Genomic DNA, 20,729 nt, shown 5'->3' on the forward strand with positions numbered 1-20,729 from the left:
TTAAAGGATAGGTGTATAATATGAAGGTAATTTTATTACAAGACGTTAAAAAATTAGGTAAAAAAGGTGATGTTATAGAGGCATCAGATGGATATGCAAGAAACTATTTATTTCCTAGGAAATTAGCAGAAGAAGCAACTGCTAATGCATTACATGTTGTTAATGCAAAAAAAGAAAATGAAAGAAAAAAGAAGCTTGCTGAATTAGAAGCAGCACAAAAGTTAGCTGCTGAATTAAAAGGTAAGGAAGTTACTATAGATGCTAAGGCAGGAGATAACGGAAGATTATTTGGAGCAATAACTAATAAAGATATAGCTGAAGTAATTAACAATAAATTTAACTTATCAATAGATAAAAAGAAAATTGTTGTAAATACTATAAAGGTTGCTGGAGAATATGAAGTAGAAGTAAAATTATATCCAGAAGTATCTACAAAGATGAAAGTTATTATTGTTCCTAAGCAATAAGGAGGATTAACATTGAATTTATATAACGAAGGGGTTAACTTAGAAGGAATTCTAACAAGTGACTTACCAATAGAAGCAAAGGTTAATGTATTATTTGATGTTCTTAAAAATGTTTTAGATGAAGGTGCAATTAGAGCTAGAACAGTAAGATTTAAGCTACAAAAATATGTTAACTCAACAGATATAAATGAAAGAATATATGCATTAAATGTTATAGCATCTGATGGGAATGGAGCAAAGGTTGTTCCAACAGATGAGACATCTCAAGAAGTATTAGAGGATGTTATCTACTGGATATCAGAAAATATAGCTAAAAAATATGTTCAAAATAAAATAGAATCAGAAGTAGAAAAGGCTTTAGTTGAAAGGCAAGATAAGTTTATGGATGAACTTAAATTGTCTATAATTAAAAAGCAAAAAGGAAAAGAAAATACAAAGACTACAGCAAAGTTAGAAAGATTAGAAAAGTTAGATGCAAAGCATATTAATAAAAATGTTATGTCGCTTTTAAGACCTGAAAACTTTGATGAAATAGTTGGTCAAGAGAGAGCAGTAAGATCATTAATATCAAAAATGTCTTCACCGTATCCTCAACATATAATTCTTTATGGACCACCAGGAGTAGGTAAAACTTCAGCAGCAAGGCTTGCATTAGAAGCTGCTAAAAAACTAAGATTCACACCTTTTGATGATGATTCAAAGTTTGTTGAGGTTGATGGAACTACATTAAGATGGGATCCAAGAGAAATAACAAATCCTTTATTAGGATCAGTACATGACCCTATATATCAAGGAAGTAAGAGAGATTTAGCCGAAGTAGGGGTTCCAGAGCCAAAGACAGGATTAGTTACTGAGGCTCATGGCGGAGTATTATTTATCGATGAAATTGGTGAATTAGATGATATACTTCAAAATAAATTATTAAAAGTTTTAGAAGATAAAAGAGTAGAGTTTTCATCTTCTTATTATGATCCAGATGATGAAAATATCCCTGAATATATAAGATATTTATTTGAAAAGGGAGCACCAGCTGATTTTGTTTTAATAGGTGCAACTACTAAAGATCCAAGTCAGATAAATCCGGCATTAAGATCTAGATGTACAGAGGTGTATTTTGAACCATTATCTTCAAAAGATATAGAGGGAATAGTTAATAATGCATCTGAAAAATTAAATGTAGAACTAGAAGATGGAGTTGGGAAATTAATAAGTCAATATACAATTGAAGGTAGAAAGGCTGTAAATATATTATCTGATGCATATGGATATTCATTATTTAATACAAGTGGTGAAGAAGAAAGCAGTAAGATAACTTTAAAAGATGTTGAAGAAGTTATTTCAATAGGAAGATATTCTCCATTTGAAAGATTAGATAATTTAGATAAATATGAAGTTGGTCATGTATATGGATTAGGAGTAAGTGGATTCTTAGGTTCTACAATAGAAATTGAATCAACAGTATTCCCAGCTAAGAAAAAAGGTCATGGAACAATTAAGTTTAATGACACTGCAGGTTCTATGGCAAAAGATTCTGTATTTAATGCAGCATCTGTAATTAGAAAGATCACAGATAAAGATATAAAGGATTATGATGTCCATGTTAATGTAATTGGTGGTGGTCAAATTGATGGACCATCAGCTGGAGCTGCTATTACAGTTTGTATAATAAGTGCTCTTACAGAAAGACCAATTCGTCAAGACGTTGCTATCACAGGTGAAATTTCTTTAAGAGGAAATGTTAAGCCAGTTGGAGGTATATTTGAAAAGATATACGGGGCTAGAAGAAAAGGAATTAAACTTGTTGCTATCCCTAAAGATAACGAAAAAGAAGTTCCTCTAGGACTTGAAGATATTGAAGTTAAATCTATAAGTCATATAGAGGAACTAATGGAGATAGTATTTGAGAAGTAATGTAGATTAAGCTTCCTAGTATAGGAAGCTTAATTTTATTATGTAAAGAAATAAATTTATTATACAAATAACATAGTAAAATGAAGGCGTTTTGATATAATAAGTTATATATAGAAAAAGAATCAGAAAATACAATAAAAAAAATTGGGAGGTGGATTATTTATGGAAGCACCTATGATGAGAAGTTTACCACAAAGCATAGAAGCAGAGCAGTCCGTTATAGGGGCAATGATAATAGATAAAAGTGCCATTGCTCAAGTTTTAGAAAAGCTTAATGAAGATGATTTTTATAGAGATGGACATAAGGCTATATATAAAGCTATAAAGGAAATGTATGCTAAGGATATGGCGGTAGACTTAGTAACTATATTAGAGTATTTAAAGACTACTGATATGTTAGATAAGGCTGGTGGAGTTACTTATATATCTGAGTTAAGTGCATCTGTTCCTACAACAGCTAATTTAAGTTCATATATAAAAATAGTAGAAGAAAAATCTACTTTAAGAAAGTTAATAAAAGCATCTACATCTATTATTGAAGAAAGTTATAATAGTGGTGGAGATGTTGAAAAGGTAATAGATTTAGCTCAAAAAAAGGTTTTTGATATAGCAGAGAAGAAGGATTCTAAAGAATATGAGCCGCTTTCTAATGTACTTGAAAGAGGTTTTTTAGAAATCGAAAGATTATTTAATAATAGAGGAGCCATAACAGGGGTTGGATCTGGTATTAAGGACTTAGATGCTAAAACATCTGGATTCCAAAAGGGTGATATGGTACTTATTGCTGCCAGACCATCTATGGGAAAAACAACATTCTCATTAAATATTGCAGAAAATGCTGCTTTAAAAGAAGGAAAAAGTGTAGTTATATTTTCCCTGGAAATGTCTAAAGAACAATTAGCATATAAGCTTTTGTGTTCGCAGGCTAACGTTGATATGTTAAAGCTTAGAACAGGTAACTTAGAGGATGATGACTGGGAAAGAATTGCAAGGGCAACAGGTCCTTTAGCAAAGGCAAGAATCTATATAGATGATACTGCTGGTATTAGTGTTATGGATATGAGATCTAAGTGTAGAAAAATAAAAATGGAGCATGGTATTGATATGATACTTATTGACTACTTACAGCTTATGTCAGGTAGTGCTGGTAGCGATAATAGACAACAAGAGGTATCTGAAATATCAAGATCTATTAAGGCTTTAGCAAAAGAAATGGAATGTCCAGTAATTGCATTATCACAGTTATCTCGTGCACCTGAACAAAGAGCTGACCATAGACCGATGTTATCTGACTTAAGAGAATCAGGATCAATAGAGCAGGATGCTGACGTTGTTATGTTTTTATATAGAGATGAATACTATAATAAAGAAACTGAAGAAAAAGGTATAGGAGAATGTATTATAGCTAAACAAAGAAATGGCCCAGTTGGGACAGTTAAAATGGCTTGGATTGGAGCGCACTCTAAGTTTGCTGATTTAGACTTAGTACATAAAGAATAGTTAGCAAGTTGCCACTTGTCACTAAATGTAGGAGGGGTTGTATGAATAGAAAAATTGGTTTTATAGGTTGTGGAAATATGGGAAGGGCTATGCTTGGTGCATTAGTTAAATCTAATGATATAAATAATGATAATATCATAGTTTCTACAAAAAGTGAGGAATCAGCTAAAAGAATAAATAAAGAGTTTGGAGTACAGGCAACAGTAGTTAATACTGAAGTAGCTGAAAAATCCAATATTTTATTTTTAGCTGTTAAGCCATATTTTTTTAAGGAAGTTATAGAAGAAATAAAGGATATAGTTAGTGATAATACTATTGTTATTTCTATAGCTGCTGGAATCACAATAGCACAAATAGAAGAGTGGTTTGGGAAAAAGGTTAAGGTTGTAAGAACAATGCCTAATACACCAGCATTAGTTGGAGAGGGAATGTCAGCAGTTTGCCCAAACAAAAATATAACTTTAGATGAGTTAGAATATGTAGGGAAATTATATAACACATTTGGAAAGTATGAAATTCTTGAAGAAAAAGATTTTCATGCATTTATAGCTTTATGTGGTTCATCTCCTGCTTATGTATTTATGTTTATAGAAGCAATGGCAGATGCAGGGGTTAAATTAGGTATTCCTAGAGCTAAAGCTTATAAGTTAGCAGAACAAAGTATATTAGGGGCTACAAAATTAGCATTAGAAACAGAAAAGCATCCGGGAGTATTAAAAGATGAAGTTTGCTCTCCAGGTGGAACAACAATTGAAGCTGTAATAGATCTTGAAAAGAATGGATTTAGAAATACAGTTATAAGTGCAGTTGAAAAATGTGCAGAGAAGTCAAAGAATATGTAATATATTAAGTAATTAAAAATTAAGTGTGGTAATATATGAGTTTAAAATATATAATATAAGATAATGAATATATTATTGAAAAAATGAAATAATTAAAAATATAAAAATTCTATGAAAAGAAGAGTACTTATTCAATAGTATTTTACAGCGAGTAGGGGTAGAGTGTAAGCCCTATAAAATACTGAATAAGGAAAAGGGACTTGGAGAAGCTACTTAAGTATAAAGAGATTTATATAAGGGTATGCCGTTAACTGCGTTAAAGTTTTGAGTGAACTAAGTTTTTAGTTAAATTGAGTGGTACCGCGGAAATATTCCGTCTCTTTTGTATGAAAGGAGACGGATTTTTTATATTTTAATACAGAAACAGGAGGTAAGGTTATGAAATTATTTATTGATGAAATAAATGAAGTAGTTAAAAATGCTTTTGAAGAGCTAGGATACGAAAGAGAAACAGGAAGGGTTAATGTATCAAATAGACCTGATTTATGCCAATATCAATGTAATGGAGCTTTAGCAAATGCAAAGAAGCATAAGAAGGCACCTATGATAATAGCTCAAGAGGTTGTAGAAAAGTTAAATGATAATAAGATTTTCTCAAAACTAGAAGCTGTTGCACCTGGATTTATTAATATGAATATTAATGATGAATTCTTAATAGAATATGTTAATAAGATGAACAAAGATGAGAACTTTGGAGTTTCAAAAGCTACAGAAATTAAAAAGATAGTTGTTGATTACGGTGGAGCAAATGTTGCTAAGCCACTACACATTGGACATTTAAGATCAGCAATAATTGGAGAAAGTATAAAAAGAATTGCAAAGTTTTTAGGTCATGATGTTGTTGGTGATGTTCACTTAGGTGACTGGGGACTTCAAATGGGAATGGTAATATCAGAGGTTGAAAGAAGAAATCCTTCTTTACCATATTTTGATGAAAACTTTACTGGAGAATATCCAGCAGAAGCTCCATTTACAATAGATGAACTTGAAGATATATATCCATATGCAAGTAAGCTTGCTAAAAGTGATGAAAAAGTAATGGAAGCTGCTAAGCAAGCTACAGTTGAACTTCAACAAGGTAGAAGAGGATATGTTGCTCTATGGAAACATATATTAAATGTTTCAGTTACTGACTTAAAGAAAAACTATGGAGCATTAGATGTTGATTTTGAATTATGGAATGGTGAAAGTGATGCACAAAAATTCATTCCAGCAATGATAGAAGAATTAAAAGAAAAAGGATTTGCACAAGAAAGTGAAGGAGCTTTAGTATTTGATGTAAGTGAAGAAACTGATAAGAGTCCAGTTCCACCACTACTATTATTAAAGTCTGATGGAGCATCTTTATATGGAACTACTGACTTAGCTACAGTTGTAGAAAGAGTTAGAGATATGAAAGCAGATGAAATAATTTATCTAGCAGATAAGAGACAAGGACTTCACTATGAACAATTCTTTAGAGCTGCTAAAAAATCAGGAATAGCACATGAGGATACTGTTTTAGATTTCATAGGATTTGGTACTATGAATGGAAAAGATGGAAAGCCATTTAAGACTCGTGAAGGTGGAGTAATGAGACTTGCAGATTTAATAAATATGATTAAAGAGGCAGGTAAAGAAAAGCTTAAGGATAACAAAAATATTGCAGAAGAAGATGTTGAAGAAATTTCTTCAAAGGTTGGTTTAGCTGCATTAAAATATGGTGACTTATCAAACCAAGCATCTAAGGATTATGTATTTGATATAGATAGATTTGCTTCTTTTGAAGGAAATACAGGACCATATATTTTATATACAATAGTAAGAATTAAATCTATATTAAATAAATCAGAAGGATTTAATGCTGAAAATAGTATTTTAGTACCTCAAAGCGAATCAGAAAGAGGATTAATGCTTCAATTATCTAAATTTAATGAAGTTATAGAGTTAAGCTTCAGAGATAGAGCACCTCATAAAATTTGCGAATTTATATATGAATTATCTAATAACTTTAATAAGTTCTATAATGACACTAGAATATTAGCTGAAGAAGATGAATCTAAGAAAGCTTCTTGGTTAAGTTTAATAAATCTTGTTAAAAATGTTTTAGAGCAAGGATTAGATTTATTAGGCATGGAAAGTGTAGAAAGAATGTAATTTAAATAAGCTGTATCAAAATTATGATTTTGATACAGCTTATTTTTATCAATTTTTAATGGGAATAAAAATATAATATACTAATCAATAAATTCGGGAGATAAGAATGTATAGAATTGAAGTTAAAGATTTAGGTGAAAATAGTGCAAGTGTTTCAAAAGTAATGAAACATATAAGTTATAAGGAATTATACAATTTGGTTAAGCCTTTCATAAAAGAGGAACATCTATCTTTTTCACTTCCTAATGACTGCACCGATGGTAAAGAGTGGGGAAATATATATTCATATGATAAACCTATTGGACAAATTTTAATAACTTTTATAGAGGAATGAGAAGAAAAAAAGTATTAGATTTTTTGACCTAATACTTTTTTATTATTATTATATAGTTGCAACTCCACTTTTAATTGCAGCTTCTTTAACAGCTTCAGCAACTTTTTTTTGCACATCTAAGTTAAATGCCTTTGGAATTATATAATTAGGATTTAGTTCTTCCTTTGAAACAGAGTTAGCAATTGCATAAGCAGCTGCTATTTTCATTTCTTCATTTATTTCAGTGGCTCTAACATCTAAAGCACCTCTGAATATTCCTGGAAAAGCTAAAACATTATTTATTTGATTAGGGAAATCAGAACGCCCAGTACCAATTACTTTAGCTCCAGCCTCTTTTGCATCATCAGGGAATATTTCAGGCGTAGGATTAGCCATAGCAAATATAATAGCATCATCATTCATAGATGATACCATTTCCTTCGATACTATATTAGGAGCCGAAACACCTATAAACACGTCGGCATTTTTAATAACATCTTTTAATATTCCAGATTCGTTATTAGGATTAGTAATTTGAGATAGTTCTTCAAAGTATTTATTTGAATAAGTAGTATCTCTATTTAGAGCACCCTCTCTATCACAGATAACTATATTTTTAGCACCATAAGATAATAAAAGTTTAGTTATTGCAGTTCCGGCTGAACCAGCACCATTAACAACAATTTTTAAGTCCTCAATATTTTTATTAACTATTTTTAAAGCATTTATTAATCCTGATAGAACTATAATAGCTGTTCCATGCTGATCATCATGGAAAACTGGTATATTTAATTTTTCCTTTAGTTTTTTCTCTATTTCAAAACATCTAGGAGCAGATATATCTTCTAAGTTTATTCCACCTAAAGTAGGTGCAATTCTAACCACAGTATCAACAATTTCATCTACTTCTTTAGTATCTAGAACTATTGGAAAAGCATCTACATTAGCAAATTCTTTAAATAATATAGACTTACCTTCCATTACTGGCAAAGAAGCTAGAGGACCAATATCTCCAAGTCCTAAAACAGCAGTACCATCAGAAATAACAGCAACTGTATTCCACTTTCTGGTGTATAAGTAAGCAGTAGATGGATCTTTATGTATCTCTCTACATGGTTCAGCAACACCAGGGGTATAGGCAAGGGATAAATCTTTTTCATTAGTAATTTTAACTCTTGAAGTTATTTCTAATTTACCTTTTAATTCTTTATGAAATTTTAGCGACTCTTCATATATATTCATAATACGACTCCTCCAGAAAATATATTTATAATACTATTATACGAATTATATTTATAGAAGGCAAAAAAATATTCGTAGAAATATTGAAATTTTACAATGACTCTGATACCATGTTAAATGGGATTGCAATCTAATACAATCCATTAGTATGTCTTAAGAGGAGGCAATGTGTAGATGTCAGCATTTATTGTTTTAGGAGCTCAATGGGGAGATGAAGGTAAAGGGAAAATGACAGACTACCTAGCTGAAGAAGCAAATGTAGTTGTCAGATATCAAGGTGGTAATAATGCAGGTCATACTGTAGAAGTTGGAGATAAACAATATAAACTTCACTTAATACCATCAGGGATATTACATGATGAAAAACTTAATGTAATAGGAAATGGTGTAGTAGTAGATCCTATGGCTTTCTTTTCTGAAATTGATTACTTACAAGAAGAAGGAGTTAAAGTTACTCCAGAAAAATTAATAGTTAGTGATAGAGCACATGTTATTATGCCATATCATAAGGTTCTAGATAGATTAAAAGAAAAAGCTAGAGGTAAAAATGATATCGGAACTACAGGTAAAGGTATCGGACCTTGCTATACTGATAAGTTTGAGAGATGTGGTATAAGAGTTTGTGATCTTATAGATAAAGAAGTATTTAAAGAAAAACTTATGGAAAATATCGAAATGAAGAACAAGTATATTGTTAATGTTCTTGGTGGAGAAGCATTAAGTTTTGATGAAATATATGAAGAGTATTCTAAATATGGTGAGAAATTAAAGCCATTCGTAAAGGATACATCAGTAAGAGTTTATAATGAAATCAAAGAAGATAAAACAGTTTTATTTGAGGGTGCCCAAGGAATGTTATTAGATATAGACTATGGTACATATCCATATGTAACATCATCAAATACAACTGCGGGTGGAGTAGCTAATGGTGTTGGTATAGGACCAAATATGATTACTAATGCTGTAGGTATAGCTAAGGCTTATACTACAAGAGTTGGTAAAGGACCTTTCCCAACAGAGTTAGAAAATGAAACTGGAGAATGGATAAGAGAAAAAGGTCATGAGTATGGAGTAACTACAGGTAGATCAAGAAGATGTGGTTGGCTTGATATAGTTATATTAAAAACTTCAGTTAGAGTTAGTGGATTAACTTCACTAGCTGTAACTAAAATAGATACATTAGCTGGTTTAGAAAAAGTTATGATGTGTGTTGGATATAAGTTTAATGACGAAGTTATAGATTACTTCCCAGCTAGCTTAGAAGACTTAGCTAAATGTGAACCTATATATGAAGAATTTGATGGATGGGATGAAAGTGTGGCAGAAGCTAGAAGCTACGAAGAATTACACCCTAATGCAAGAAAATACTTAGAAAGAATTGAAGAATTAACTCAAACTAGAATTTCAATTGTTTCAGTAGGTCCAAGAAGAGATCAAACTATGAGAGTTAAGCCTCTATAATATAAAGTTTATTTAGCCGTATAAAATATTTTATACGGCTTTTTATATTTGTATAATATTAATTTATAATGTGCAGAATATTAATAAGTAAAATTATAAGAGGTGCATATTATGGTTGATAAGTATACAAGTTTATGTGATGCAATTGCCGAAAATCCTATAGCTGCTGATATATTAATGAGTTATGGAATAGCAACATATGATATTACAGAAAATCAATTTTCATCTTTAGAAGAAATATCGATAAGGTATGGAATAGATATTAATTCTATTGTAAATCAAATTAATAGCGGATTAGCGAACTTATATTAAGATTATTTAATTGAACTTTACATATTTTTCATATAAAATAGTTTTATTAAATAATTTTAAGAAAGGTTGGGTGATTAAGCATGATTACAAAAGATATGACAATTGGAGAAATAATAAAAATAAATGCTAATAAGGCTGATATCTTAATGAGTTTTGGAATGGGATGTGTTGGATGCCCATCTGCACAAGCAGAAACAGTTGAAGAAGCTGCATACGTTCACGGAATAAATTTAGAAGAATTATTAGAAGCTTTAAATAGATAAAAATATTAGAACCCATTTTTATGGGTTCTTTTTGATAGCTTAAAGAAGAAGGGGTGCCGATAGTGGGAATAGTTACAGAAAGAGAATATGAAGTACATTATTATGAAACTAATTATAGATTAGAATGTAAAATGTCATCTATAATTAATTATTTTTGTGATATAGGAGGCAAGCAATCAGAGGAATTAGGTGTTGGAATTGATTATTTAACAGAGAGAAGATTGGCTTATGTTTTTTATAGATATGATATAAAGGTAAACAGATATCCTAAATATGGAGAAAAAATAAGAGTAGTGACAATGGCTAAGAGCTTTAAAAAGTTTTATGCTTCAAGAGCTTATGAAATATATGATGAAAATAATGAGAAAATAGTAGAAGGAGAGGGAATTTTCCTATTAATAAATATAGATAGGAGAAGAGCTGTAAGAATTCCAGAAGATCAATATATAGCATATGGAGTAGATATTGAAAATTGTCCAGATATTAAGTTAACTAAATTAGAAAAGTTGACTAAAGAAATGGATAAGAATAATTTTAAAGTTAGATATGGTGATATAGATTCTAATATGCACGTAAATAATGTTAAATATGTTGAGTGGGCAGTAGAGTCACTTCCATTGGATATTGTTTTAAATTATGAACTTAAGGAGTTAAGTGTAGTATTTGAAAAAGAATGTAGATATGGAGCTGAAATAAGTGCTTCATATGAAATAAAAGAAAATGAAGATGAAGAGGGATTGGTAATACTTCATAAGATTGCTGATACTGAAGGAAAAGAATTAACTGTACTAATTAGCAAATGGAAAAAGTTAATGTCAAATTAGAATAGAAAAAGTAGCAAACTTTAAAAAAATATTTTTAAGGTTTGCTATTTTTTTATAGAAATTAATATTTAATCTATATATTTTGAGCAATTGATGTTGCTACAGTATAGCCAGAACTCCAAGCCCATTGAAGATTAAATCCACCACAATCTCCATGAACATCTAATATTTCGCCACAAAAATAAAGGTTAGGAATTATTTTAGATTCTAATGTATCATAGTTAATATCTTTAGTATTAACTCCGCCAACAGTAACTTGTGCTTGATTAAAATCATTAGTTCCAGTACAAGTAAACTTCCAAGATTTTAGAGTACTTATTAATTTCATTTTTTCTTTCCATGAAAGTTCATAACATGGCATTTGAAGATTAGTTATTCCACACTCTTTTAATAAGATAGGGATTATTTTCTTATGAATTACACCAACCAAAGCATTAATTATAGGTCTATGGCTAAGAAGTGCAAAATGACATTCTAAGAAATCTTCTAAATCTTCTTTTGAATAGCTAGGTAATAAATCTACTACAACTTCAGTTTTCTTTTTATTAAATATATTTTGAGATGCTAAAGCTGATATTTGAAGAATAGGAGGTCCTGATATTCCGTAGTCCGTAAATAAGATTTCTCCAAAATCCTTTTTTACAACTTCATCATTAACTAAAAGCGTTGCGTATCCATCAAATTTAACTCCGGATAAGGCTTTTAGAGAATGATAGTCTAATTTTAATTGAACTATTCCAGGAACTAATGGTGTTATTGAATGACCTAAATTTTTTGCAATATTATAGCCACTACCATCGGAACCTGTTTTAGGTGCTGTTTTTCCTCCACAGGCTAAAACAACTTTATTAGCTGTGAATAATTTATATTCTTCATTAGTTGTGGATAACTTAAATTTTTTTCCGCTGTGGATATCTTTTATTTTGCAGTTTGTGTATAAAGGTATATTTCTATCTTCAATAGCCATTTTTAAAATATCCACAACAGAAGAAGCTTGAAGTGATTGTGGATAAAGTTTACCTGTAGGTAATGCCACAATTGGAAGTCCTAAAGATAGAAAGAAATTTTTTGTATCTTCAAGTGAAAACTTATCTAAAGCAGTAAATTGAAAATTAGGATTTGAACTATGGTAATTAATAAAGGGTGGTTTTATACAATTATTTGATATATTACATCTACCATTACCTGTAGTCAAAATCTTTTTCCCAATTCTATCAGTGCCTTCAACAATTGCAACATCTATTCCAAAATCTTTAGCAGTAATAGCAGCAATTAAGCCAGAAGCTCCACCGCCAACAATTATTAAATCATGATGCAAATTAAACACTCCTTTCATATAACTAAATTGTTCGTTACGTGGAAGCGAAAAAATGAAATATCTATTTTCCAGTAACCGTGAAATTTTTACCTAGAATTTATATAATTGATTCCGTAAAGTTTTTAAACTCGCTATTCGCTCAAACAGTAAAAACTTCTTTACGCAACTTTACTTCATCAATTATTAAATTTATGAGTATTTCTTTTTTTAATTGCAGACCTAAGCTTTAAAGCTAGTGATAGAGAAAAATTAATGATATAACCGGAAGAAAGTATTATATAATAAGCTTCAGAATTTAATTATTATTGTAATAAAATTAGCGTTAAGAAGCTGAGGTAAGCGATAGCGAACTTCGAAGCTTTAGCTAATTTTATGGAAATAATAATATAAATTCTTAGCGAAATTATATGACTTAATGGAGGTTATATCATTAATTTTCGGCATCACGGCATTAACGCTTTAGTTCACAATATTATTCAATTAAGTATATCTTAATATTTAGCATTATGTTCTGCAATAAAAATTATATAATTTGGGTCTAGTAATATAAGTAATAAAATTAAGGAATACTAATAAAGAGGTGAATATAATGAAAGTTAAAATAATTAATTCTAATTCTGATGATTATCAAAAGGAATTAAAATTAAGAAGAATGAATTATGACCAAGTAGTAGTTAATTATCCTAATGAAAAGGGAATAAAGGTTTTTGATAAGGCAGAAGTTCAGTTTATAACAGAAAGTGAAATTGATGAATTCTTAATTAAATATAGTGACTTTTTAAAAATCAAATTAAATAGAGGAATATCAGTTGCATTATATAAAGGGATTTTGGATACAATAGAAAATGAGTTAAAAAGTGATTTTAAAAGTTTAAATTTATTAAGAGATAAATATGTTGTAAATAAAAGAGGCATATGGGAAAAAGAAATTTTATGTGTAATTAATGATATTATGCCTATAAAGATAATGGCTAATGGACAAAACTTTAAAAAAAGTGGATTTAATATAAATATTGATGAGATCTCAACAGAGGAATTTTTGGAGATTTGTGCATTTGAAATTAAAAAAATAAATAAAGAAATTAAAGAAAAAGAAGATTTATTAGGGAGATATGGGGAAGCAATAGAAAAAATTAAAAACCCATCAAACCCAGTAAAAATGCTAGTTTAGATATAGTTAATAAAACATAATAAAAAATATATAAAAAAAATTTAAAAAAAGTGTTGACACTATATATTTTTTTAGGTATTATAGGTAATGTGCTCGGGAGAGCGCAGCAGAAAAGAAAAAAACCTAGGCCCCTTGGTCAAGCGGTCAAGACACCACCCTTTCACGGTGGTAACAGGGGTTCGATTCCCCTAGGGGTCACCATTAATATTTGGAAGCATAGCTCAGCTGGGAGAGCATCTGCCTTACAAGCAGAGGGTCACAGGTTCGATCCCTGTTGTTTCCACCAAACGCGGCTCAGTAGCTCAGTTGGTTAGAGTGCCGGCCTGTCACGCCGGAGGTCGAGGGTTCGAGCCCCTTCTGAGTCGCCACTTTTAAAATTATATAATTAAAATATAATGGATACGCTTCATTGGCTCAATGGCAGAGCAGCTGACTTGTAATCAGCAGGTTGTTGGTTCGACTCCGACATGAAGCTCCACTAGGCCCCTTGGTCAAGCGGTCAAGACACCACCCTTTCACGGTGGTAACAGGGGTTCGATTCCCCTAGGGGTCACCATTAAATTTGGAAGCATAGCTCAGCTGGGAGAGCATCTGCCTTACAAGCAGAGGGTCACAGGTTCGATCCCTGTTGTTTCCACCATTATACGGCTCAGTAGCTCAGTTGGTTAGAGTGCCGGCCTGTCACGCCGGAGGTCGAGGGTTCGAGCCCCTTCTGAGTCGCCAATTTTTTAAAGTGTGATGTATAACAAAAGAATAATACAGTATGATGAACAAAAGCCTAGGCCCCTTGGTCAAGCGGTCAAGACACCACCCTTTCACGGTGGTAACAGGGGTTCGATTCCCCTAGGGGTCACCATTAAATTTGGAAGCATAGCTCAGCTGGGAGAGCATCTGCCTTACAAGCAGAGGGTCACAGGTTCGATCCCTGTTGTTTCCACCATCATACGGCTCAGTAGCTCAGTTGGTTAGAGTGCCGGCCTGTCACGCCGGAGGTCGAGGGTTCGAGCCCCTTCTGAGTCGCCACTTTACTTTGCTTTCTTGGCTCAATTGGCAGAGCAGCTGACTTGTAATCAGCAGGTTGTGGGTTCGAGTCCCACAGAAAGCTCCAAAAACTCCACAAAAGTGGAGTTTTTTTGTTTTATAAAAATATGTAATATAAAAAAGTCGGTGTAAACCGACTTTTTTTATAAAATTATTTATCTTTGTCTTTTTAGGTTAAGTTGTATTCTAATATCTTCAGCGAAAAATTTAAATAATTTAAAATCACCAATTATTCTTGAAGAGATTCTTTCACTATATCTTTTTGAGATAAGTGGTAATGTAAGATTAGTAGAGATAAGCATTTTTTTATTTTTTAATATCTTTTTATTTATTAATGTAAATAATTCAGATGATGAAAAGTCTGTTATTTGCTCTGAACCTAAATCATCTATTATTAATAAATCACAGTTAATAAGTAAATTTTCTAAATCAGTATCATTATTAAATTTTATATCTCTTAGTGCTCTTAAAAGATCATCTGCGGTTTTATAAACAACTAAAAAGCCTCTATCTAATAGTTCTTTTGCAATACACCAAGATAAAAATGTTTTCCCAGTTCCTGAGTTACCATAAAATAAAAGATTAGTATTACTGTTTTTAAATGTAGGAAGGTATTCTCCAGTTATATATTCTAAGATATCTTCAATATTTTTCCTTGGAGTATATCTTTCATCATTTAATTTATGATTTGGATATAGGTTTATATTGAAGTTTTTAAAATTATTATTTTTAACAGCTTCCTCTAATTCAGAATCTTTATAATAAAGTTTAATTAACTTTGATTTAAAACAAGAACATTTTTCAATTCCTATAAATCCTGTATCTTTACATTTTGGACAATTATAATGTAAATTTAAGTATTCAGGACTATATCCATGAGATACTAACATTTCATATTTCTTTGCTCTTAGATCAGTAATTTCATCTTTAATATTATCTAACTCTTTAGGGTCAGTAATTCCTTTTAAAGCTGCCATAGATAAGTTTAAACAAAGTTTTTGTATTGTAGTATCTATCTCTAAGATTTCTGGGTATTTACTTTTTATTTCTTCACGTCTTTGAGTCAGTTTACGGCTTTCTTCTGTACGAGTTTTTTCGTACATATCCATAAGCTCTGCTTGATATCCTTTAATCATCTTTATCCCATCCTAACAATTTCTTTTCTAATGAGTCATAATCATATTCACGAGCTTCAAAGTTATTAAATTTAAGTGGATTAACTTCTTGTTTTTTAGAAGTAAAGTTTCGATTAGATTGGTTACTCTTATAACTAGCTTCCTTTTTCTCTATATCCTCTATTGTTTTTAAATTACTTTTATTCCAACTAGATAAAATACCGTCTATATATTTAAAGTCAGATCTGTTTAAACGTTGAAAACAAATATTACAAGCTTTTTCTATTACTTCTAGAGGAAAAGCATAATCAATAATCCACTTTTCCAACATTTCTTCTTGTGGTTTCATTAAATCAGGATTTTTAATTCCTAAATAATTTAATATATGTCGAATTTTAACCCATTTATCTTCAGTTTTCTTTATATAATTTTGTGCATCATCAATAGTTGTAATATTCATATTGTGCCAAGCAATAGCTACCTTTTCTATATACCTATAATCACTCTTTCCTTTTGAAACACAATATTCAAGTAAAATTAGTATTAGTTCAGAAGAAAAATTAAAATCTTCTTGCCAGCCTAAATAAGTTGTCATTTCCTTAGGGGATAGAGGTCTACCTAATAATCTTTCAATATCATTAAGCATATCCTTAGTAGATGTCTTATTTAATGCTTCTAATAAATTTACTTCTTTATTTTTGGGATTTGAGTCTTCTACTAAGTTTACAAACTCTATATTATAGTTCCCCATCTTATCTATTGGAATAAGTTTTAATACACCTTCATCATTCCAATAATTTAAGGCGTTTAATATATCAGATTCTAGTAAGTTTAGAGAGGATGCCAAAATTGAAGAACTTGCGCCCATCTCTCCAGAATTGTTATATTTAAGCATTAGTAAATAAACTTTAATAAATTCTCCACGAGCTTTTGGCATATATTTTTCAATAAATACATTGCTTACTGGAGTAAAGTTTAATGAATTATTTTTTAGCATAAAAGTGCTCATATTATATTTCGACCTTTCTTAAGTTAGATTCTAAATCTTTATTTAGTAAATCGAAGTTAATTAACGTAAACAACTTTAAGTATTAGAAAAGTTGTTTAATGCTATACATTTAAATTAATTATAGCAAACGCTTTCTGAACCCTCAACATAACAATTAAATAATAAATATGTATAATGTAGCTAAATTGGGGTAAATTAATTGATGTGCTTAAAAAATAGAAGTAGGAGGAAAATAAAAGAATGGACGTGAATGGGCAGAATAACATAAGTATATGGTTGAAAGTATTAAAAAAAGTTTCAGTACTTATGATTATGACTTTAATTTTTATAGTACCTGATAATAACGTTTATGCAAAATTCAATACAAATAGCTTAGAAGAAAATGAATTAGTTTTAATGGATAAAGCAAATAGTGAAAATAGCGTAGAAAATTTAATTTCAGATGAAAGCATTGATAATAAATTAAATACAGCCGATGTATTTAGTAATAATATGAATAATGTTTTTACTATTGATTTAAAAGGCCATTCAATAAGGTTAGCAGATAAAACTGTTGGACTTACATCTTTAATTGAAGATAAGTACTTAATATTAGAAGAAATATGCAATTCATATGTAAATGAATTAGGAATTGATGTTAATAATATTACAGCAATACAAGTTATGGGAACAATTGATTCAGATATAGAAAAAAGTAGAATATCAAATTTAAATTTAAGTGGTGAGATAGCAAAAGAAGTATATGATGCTTATGTGATAAATGAAAATTTATCAAGATTAGACTTTAAAATAGATTTAACGGAATCTGAAGTTATCGAACCAGAAATAGTAACAGAGGAATGTAGTGATTTGTATTCAGGGGAAACTGAGACTATTGAGGGGGTAAGGGGAATTAGCTTAGTTCATAAAGAAATAGTTTATGATGGATTAAATAAAAGTGATGAGAAAGTAGTAAGCAGGAAAATTATTCAACCAGCTGTTAATACTGTAGTAAAAGTAGGTACTAAGAATCCGTATTATGCTGGCGTAGCATTTTTATCTAATCCAACTAAGGGTGGATATTTAAGTTCTTATTTCGGAGAGGTTAGGGCAAAATCAGTTCATAAGGGAATAGATATAGCTAAAAATCTAGGGGAAAGCGTAAATGCATCTTTAGATGGTAAGGTAATTAAGGCTGGATATAATAATGGTGGATATGGTAATTTAATAGTAATAGAACACGAAAATAATATGAAAACCTATTATGCGCACTTAAATGAGATATATGTTAATGTTGGTGATATGGTAAAAAAAGATGATATTATAGGTGCTGTTGGAAGTACTGGAAATAGCACAGGACCACATTTACATTTTGAACTTAGAGTTGATAACAAACCAGTAGATCCGGTTAAATATATACAACAATAAAGGAAACACCGTTTATGGTGTTTCTTTTATTGTTTTAAAACTTTATTTATATCTATTTTACCTTCACCTTGTTGATTTTTAGGAATATCTAATGGTATTGAGGCTACTTTTAATAATGATAAAATATCATCAAATGTAAAATTGGGATGTTCCTCAAATAACAGAGCACATAGACCAGATACATATGCAGCAGATACAGATGTACCAGTAAAGCTTTTATATGAGGTATCTAACTTGGGTGCATGCATTTTAGTATTATTTTTATATGATATATAGGATGTATTAGAGTTTAATGATACTACATCAACACATGCAGCACAGAAATCAGGTTTTTTATCTTTTTTTATTGCACCACAAGATGAATATAAGTAAGACTTTATTTCGGATGAAGTAGTATCTATACCTGAAACAGTAATGCAATTAGAGCTTAAAGCAATTCCTGTAATAGATCCATCTATATTTTTGTTACTACCACTAGGAAGTATACAAACTATAGAGTGAAGTCGTGCTTTTTTAAAGAGAATATCAAATTGTGTAAAAATAAATTTATTATAATAAAGAGTCTCAAAAGGCAAACATATAACCTTAATGTTATACTTTTCACTAATGTTAATTAATTCTTCTAATGAAAATAAAACATCAGAAACATAACCTTTTCCTAATTTGTCAAATGCCTTGAAACAATGAATGGTAGCTTCTGGTGCAACTCCAGTATATATTTTATTTGAAGCTAGTCCATTACCTGCAATTATTCCACATGTACACGTTCCATGTCCATTATCATCATAAGGATAAGGGAGTTCATTAACTAAATCAACAAATGTACTTATTCTATTAATGGGATAAGTTAAATCTCCATGGGGATATACTCCAGAATCAACTACACCAACACCAATGCCACGACCGTATATAGAAAGTTTATTTGAAAGTCTAACTTTATTAGCTGCAGGAATACTCATACCACATAATGAAAGGTATTGATCTAAACAAATATAGTTTACTTCTGGATACTCTAATAATAGCTCTATTGATTTAGCTTTTACTTGAGCACATATTATATTACATGATTCAATTTTTCTTATAACTGTACCCCTATAGGAGTTTATTTTTTTTGAAATTGAATCCGGAAAATTTCTATATTTTATTAAAATTCTATATTCTTTAATACCACTAGATGCTAAAAGACTTTTAAGATTAGGATCTAGTTTTTTAGTTGAAGAAAACATAAAAAACTCCTAAAATTATTCACATTACTATAATATATGAATTAGGAGTTTTTTGTTAATATAATATAAATTAAAACTTCCACTTAAAAAGTACTATTCCAGCTATCATTATTACTATTCCAAGTATTTCATGAAAGGAAAAAGGGACTTTTTCGGAACCAAATAAGCCAAAGGCATCAATTAAAGCAGCAGCAAGAAGTTGAGCAATTAGAATTGTACCTATTCCAACAGTTGTGCCTAATGATTTTATACTAAGAATAACAGTAAATGTTATTACTACACCTAGGGCTCCACCTAAAAGATAAAGTTTATTGGCAGATTTAATTTCTCTAAAATTACCATTGCCAAAGAAAAATAAAATTATTAATGTCAAAACAAGTGCAGATCCTTGAACAATAGTATTAGTTTCCCAAGTTCCTATCTTATCACTAAGTTTAGTATTAAAGACACCTTGAACGCTCATGGCAATTCCAGATATTATAGCAATTATAAAACCAAACAATTTTTATCACCTCAAATATAGTATTCCTAAATTAAGGGTGATTTATTAAAAATGTGAATAAAAAAAGCATTAGATGTTGTTATGAGTCATCTTAATGCTTTTAATAATTAATATATAAATGAGTTAAAAATTTCTTCTTCTGAATAACCTAAAGTAATACCTAAACTTAATGCATCTTCAAGGAGAGTGAAAAAGTGATCATTAGAAGGTGAGATTATTAAGTCGTTTATATCAATATATAAGTTTAAAAATTGATCGCTTAAGCAGTAATCATTAGGTCTAAGCACTACTTCATAACTATCAATATAATGCTTATCAATACCTAGATTAATTACATGTGCAAGAAAATCTGCATATTTAATAAATACAGTTTCTTTGTTTAAATTTAAGCCGTCGTCTATCCAGTATTTATAACACTTAGTTTCTTCTGCTAATGAGCTTAATTTAACTTGTAATTCAAGATGCTTTCTCGCCCAAAGCTTATATTGTGAGAGATTCTGATTAATTAAAACTTCATGTCTTTTTTCTTTTTGTAATTCCACAATTGGTAAAATATTCATAAGTGTCCTCCCCGTCTACTAGGATTAATATAATATATTTTACAGAAATAATTAAGCATTGAAAAGTGTAGTAAACGAATACAAAAAAATAAAGTTGAAAATTTATTAT

19 protein-coding genes, 11 tRNA genes and 1 other annotated feature are annotated in these 20,729 nt (G+C 30.2%); of the genes, 23 read left to right on the forward strand and 7 right to left on the reverse strand.

Features of this window, described 5'->3' with window-relative positions; translation table 11 throughout:
* Positions 1–20 precede the first annotated feature (20 nt).
* The 6 genes from rplI (at position 21) to EJJ37_RS08405 (ending at position 7,190) form a co-directional block, all read left to right on the forward strand.
* The gene (rplI, locus tag EJJ37_RS08380; RefSeq protein ID WP_133015148.1) at positions 21–467 is read left to right on the forward strand and encodes a 50S ribosomal protein L9; all 447 of its coding nucleotides are present in this window, start codon (positions 21–23) and stop codon (positions 465–467) included.
* A 12-nt stretch (positions 468–479) separates the two neighbouring features.
* Positions 480–2,378, forward strand: coding sequence for a Lon family ATP-dependent protease (gene lonC, locus EJJ37_RS08385; RefSeq protein WP_133015149.1), 1,899 nt, complete (start codon positions 480–482; stop codon positions 2,376–2,378).
* 162 nt (positions 2,379–2,540) lie between these two features.
* Entirely contained in the window at positions 2,541–3,878 is a 1,338-nt protein-coding gene (locus tag EJJ37_RS08390; protein ID WP_133015150.1) for a replicative DNA helicase, read from the forward strand.
* Positions 3,879–3,919: 41 nt separating this feature from the next.
* Positions 3,920–4,720, forward strand: coding sequence for a pyrroline-5-carboxylate reductase (gene proC, locus EJJ37_RS08395; RefSeq protein ID WP_133015151.1), 801 nt, complete (start codon positions 3,920–3,922; stop codon positions 4,718–4,720).
* A 102-nt stretch (positions 4,721–4,822) separates the two neighbouring features.
* Positions 4,823–5,044, forward strand: a binding site (T-box leader).
* 54 nt (positions 5,045–5,098) lie between these two features.
* Positions 5,099–6,856, forward strand: a complete 1,758-nt coding sequence (gene argS / locus EJJ37_RS08400; RefSeq protein ID WP_133015152.1) for an arginine--tRNA ligase — start codon at positions 5,099–5,101, stop codon at positions 6,854–6,856.
* 106 nt (positions 6,857–6,962) lie between these two features.
* On the forward strand, positions 6,963–7,190 hold the full coding sequence (locus EJJ37_RS08405; RefSeq protein WP_133015153.1) for a hypothetical protein: 228 nt from the start codon (positions 6,963–6,965) through the stop codon (positions 7,188–7,190).
* A 48-nt stretch (positions 7,191–7,238) separates the two neighbouring features.
* On the opposite strand, the gene EJJ37_RS08410 is transcribed toward EJJ37_RS08405, so the two are convergent.
* Positions 7,239–8,411, reverse strand: a complete 1,173-nt coding sequence (locus tag EJJ37_RS08410; protein ID WP_133015154.1) for an NAD(P)-dependent malic enzyme — start codon at positions 8,409–8,411, stop codon at positions 7,239–7,241.
* A gap of 174 nt (positions 8,412–8,585) precedes the next feature.
* Here EJJ37_RS08410 and EJJ37_RS08415 point away from each other — a divergent pair, with 174 nt between their 5' ends.
* The 4 genes from EJJ37_RS08415 to EJJ37_RS08430 all read left to right on the forward strand — a co-directional run bounded on the left by EJJ37_RS08415 (position 8,586) and on the right by EJJ37_RS08430 (position 11,271).
* On the forward strand, positions 8,586–9,872 hold the full coding sequence (locus tag EJJ37_RS08415; RefSeq protein ID WP_133015155.1) for an adenylosuccinate synthase: 1,287 nt from the start codon (positions 8,586–8,588) through the stop codon (positions 9,870–9,872).
* A gap of 111 nt (positions 9,873–9,983) precedes the next feature.
* On the forward strand, positions 9,984–10,184 hold the full coding sequence (locus EJJ37_RS08420; protein WP_133015156.1) for a hypothetical protein: 201 nt from the start codon (positions 9,984–9,986) through the stop codon (positions 10,182–10,184).
* An 80-nt stretch (positions 10,185–10,264) separates the two neighbouring features.
* On the forward strand, positions 10,265–10,447 hold the full coding sequence (locus tag EJJ37_RS08425) for a DUF1858 domain-containing protein (RefSeq protein ID WP_133015157.1): 183 nt from the start codon (positions 10,265–10,267) through the stop codon (positions 10,445–10,447).
* 62 nt (positions 10,448–10,509) lie between these two features.
* Positions 10,510–11,271 carry an acyl-[acyl-carrier-protein] thioesterase gene (locus EJJ37_RS08430; protein WP_133015158.1) on the forward strand — a complete coding sequence of 254 codons (762 nt, stop codon included), beginning with the start codon at positions 10,510–10,512 and terminating at the stop codon, positions 11,269–11,271.
* Positions 11,272–11,344: 73 nt separating this feature from the next.
* Here the strand turns inward: EJJ37_RS08430 and EJJ37_RS08435 are convergent, their stop codons facing one another.
* Positions 11,345–12,589, reverse strand: a complete 1,245-nt coding sequence (locus tag EJJ37_RS08435) for a BaiN/RdsA family NAD(P)/FAD-dependent oxidoreductase (RefSeq protein WP_420808530.1) — start codon at positions 12,587–12,589, stop codon at positions 11,345–11,347.
* Between the two features lie 589 nt (positions 12,590–13,178).
* On the opposite strand from EJJ37_RS08435, the gene EJJ37_RS08440 reads away from it, so the two are divergent.
* From EJJ37_RS08440 to EJJ37_RS08495, 12 genes are all read left to right on the forward strand, one after another.
* Positions 13,179–13,760 carry a hypothetical protein gene (locus tag EJJ37_RS08440; RefSeq protein WP_133015160.1) on the forward strand — a complete coding sequence of 194 codons (582 nt, stop codon included), beginning with the start codon at positions 13,179–13,181 and terminating at the stop codon, positions 13,758–13,760.
* A gap of 126 nt (positions 13,761–13,886) precedes the next feature.
* Positions 13,887–13,961: transfer RNA gene (locus tag EJJ37_RS08445), tRNA-Glu, on the forward strand.
* A 9-nt stretch (positions 13,962–13,970) separates the two neighbouring features.
* A tRNA-Val gene (locus EJJ37_RS08450) sits at positions 13,971–14,046 on the forward strand.
* Between the two features lie 5 nt (positions 14,047–14,051).
* Positions 14,052–14,128: transfer RNA gene (locus EJJ37_RS08455), tRNA-Asp, on the forward strand.
* Between the two features lie 35 nt (positions 14,129–14,163).
* Positions 14,164–14,238, forward strand: a tRNA-Thr gene (locus tag EJJ37_RS08460).
* A gap of 3 nt (positions 14,239–14,241) precedes the next feature.
* Positions 14,242–14,316, forward strand: a tRNA-Glu gene (locus EJJ37_RS08465).
* A gap of 8 nt (positions 14,317–14,324) precedes the next feature.
* Positions 14,325–14,400: transfer RNA gene (locus tag EJJ37_RS08470), tRNA-Val, on the forward strand.
* A gap of 6 nt (positions 14,401–14,406) precedes the next feature.
* Positions 14,407–14,483 (forward strand) — tRNA-Asp (locus EJJ37_RS08475).
* A 58-nt stretch (positions 14,484–14,541) separates the two neighbouring features.
* Positions 14,542–14,616 (forward strand) — tRNA-Glu (locus EJJ37_RS08480).
* An 8-nt stretch (positions 14,617–14,624) separates the two neighbouring features.
* Positions 14,625–14,700, forward strand: a tRNA-Val gene (locus EJJ37_RS08485).
* Positions 14,701–14,706: 6 nt separating this feature from the next.
* A tRNA-Asp gene (locus EJJ37_RS08490) sits at positions 14,707–14,783 on the forward strand.
* Between the two features lie 9 nt (positions 14,784–14,792).
* Positions 14,793–14,868, forward strand: a tRNA-Thr gene (locus tag EJJ37_RS08495).
* 88 nt (positions 14,869–14,956) lie between these two features.
* Here EJJ37_RS08495 and EJJ37_RS08500 read toward each other — a convergent pair.
* Positions 14,957–15,937, reverse strand: coding sequence for an ATP-binding protein (locus EJJ37_RS08500; protein WP_133015161.1), 981 nt, complete (start codon positions 15,935–15,937; stop codon positions 14,957–14,959).
* Positions 15,930–16,925 carry a DnaD domain protein gene (locus tag EJJ37_RS08505; RefSeq protein WP_133015162.1) on the reverse strand — a complete coding sequence of 332 codons (996 nt, stop codon included), beginning with the start codon at positions 16,923–16,925 and terminating at the stop codon, positions 15,930–15,932. Before EJJ37_RS08505 ends, EJJ37_RS08500 begins: the two co-directional genes overlap by 8 nt.
* Positions 16,926–17,165: 240 nt before the next feature.
* On the opposite strand from EJJ37_RS08505, the gene EJJ37_RS08510 reads away from it, so the two are divergent.
* Positions 17,166–18,332, forward strand: coding sequence for a peptidoglycan DD-metalloendopeptidase family protein (locus EJJ37_RS08510; protein ID WP_133015163.1), 1,167 nt, complete (start codon positions 17,166–17,168; stop codon positions 18,330–18,332).
* 26 nt (positions 18,333–18,358) lie between these two features.
* Here the strand turns inward: EJJ37_RS08510 and EJJ37_RS08515 are convergent, their stop codons facing one another.
* From EJJ37_RS08515 to EJJ37_RS08525, 3 genes are all read right to left on the reverse strand, one after another.
* Positions 18,359–19,558, reverse strand: coding sequence for a S8 family serine peptidase (locus tag EJJ37_RS08515; RefSeq protein WP_133015164.1), 1,200 nt, complete (start codon positions 19,556–19,558; stop codon positions 18,359–18,361).
* Positions 19,559–19,628: 70 nt separating this feature from the next.
* A complete protein-coding gene (locus EJJ37_RS08520) occupies positions 19,629–20,060 on the reverse strand; it encodes a DMT family transporter (protein WP_133015165.1) in 432 nt (143 codons plus the stop codon).
* Between the two features lie 107 nt (positions 20,061–20,167).
* Entirely contained in the window at positions 20,168–20,620 is a 453-nt protein-coding gene (locus EJJ37_RS08525; RefSeq protein ID WP_133015166.1) for a dUTP diphosphatase, read from the reverse strand.
* Positions 20,621–20,729: the final 109 nt, after the last annotated feature.

It is taken from the genome of Clostridium cuniculi (genome assembly GCF_004353185.1).
GTDB lineage: Bacteria > Bacillota > Clostridia > Clostridiales > Clostridiaceae > Clostridium > Clostridium cuniculi.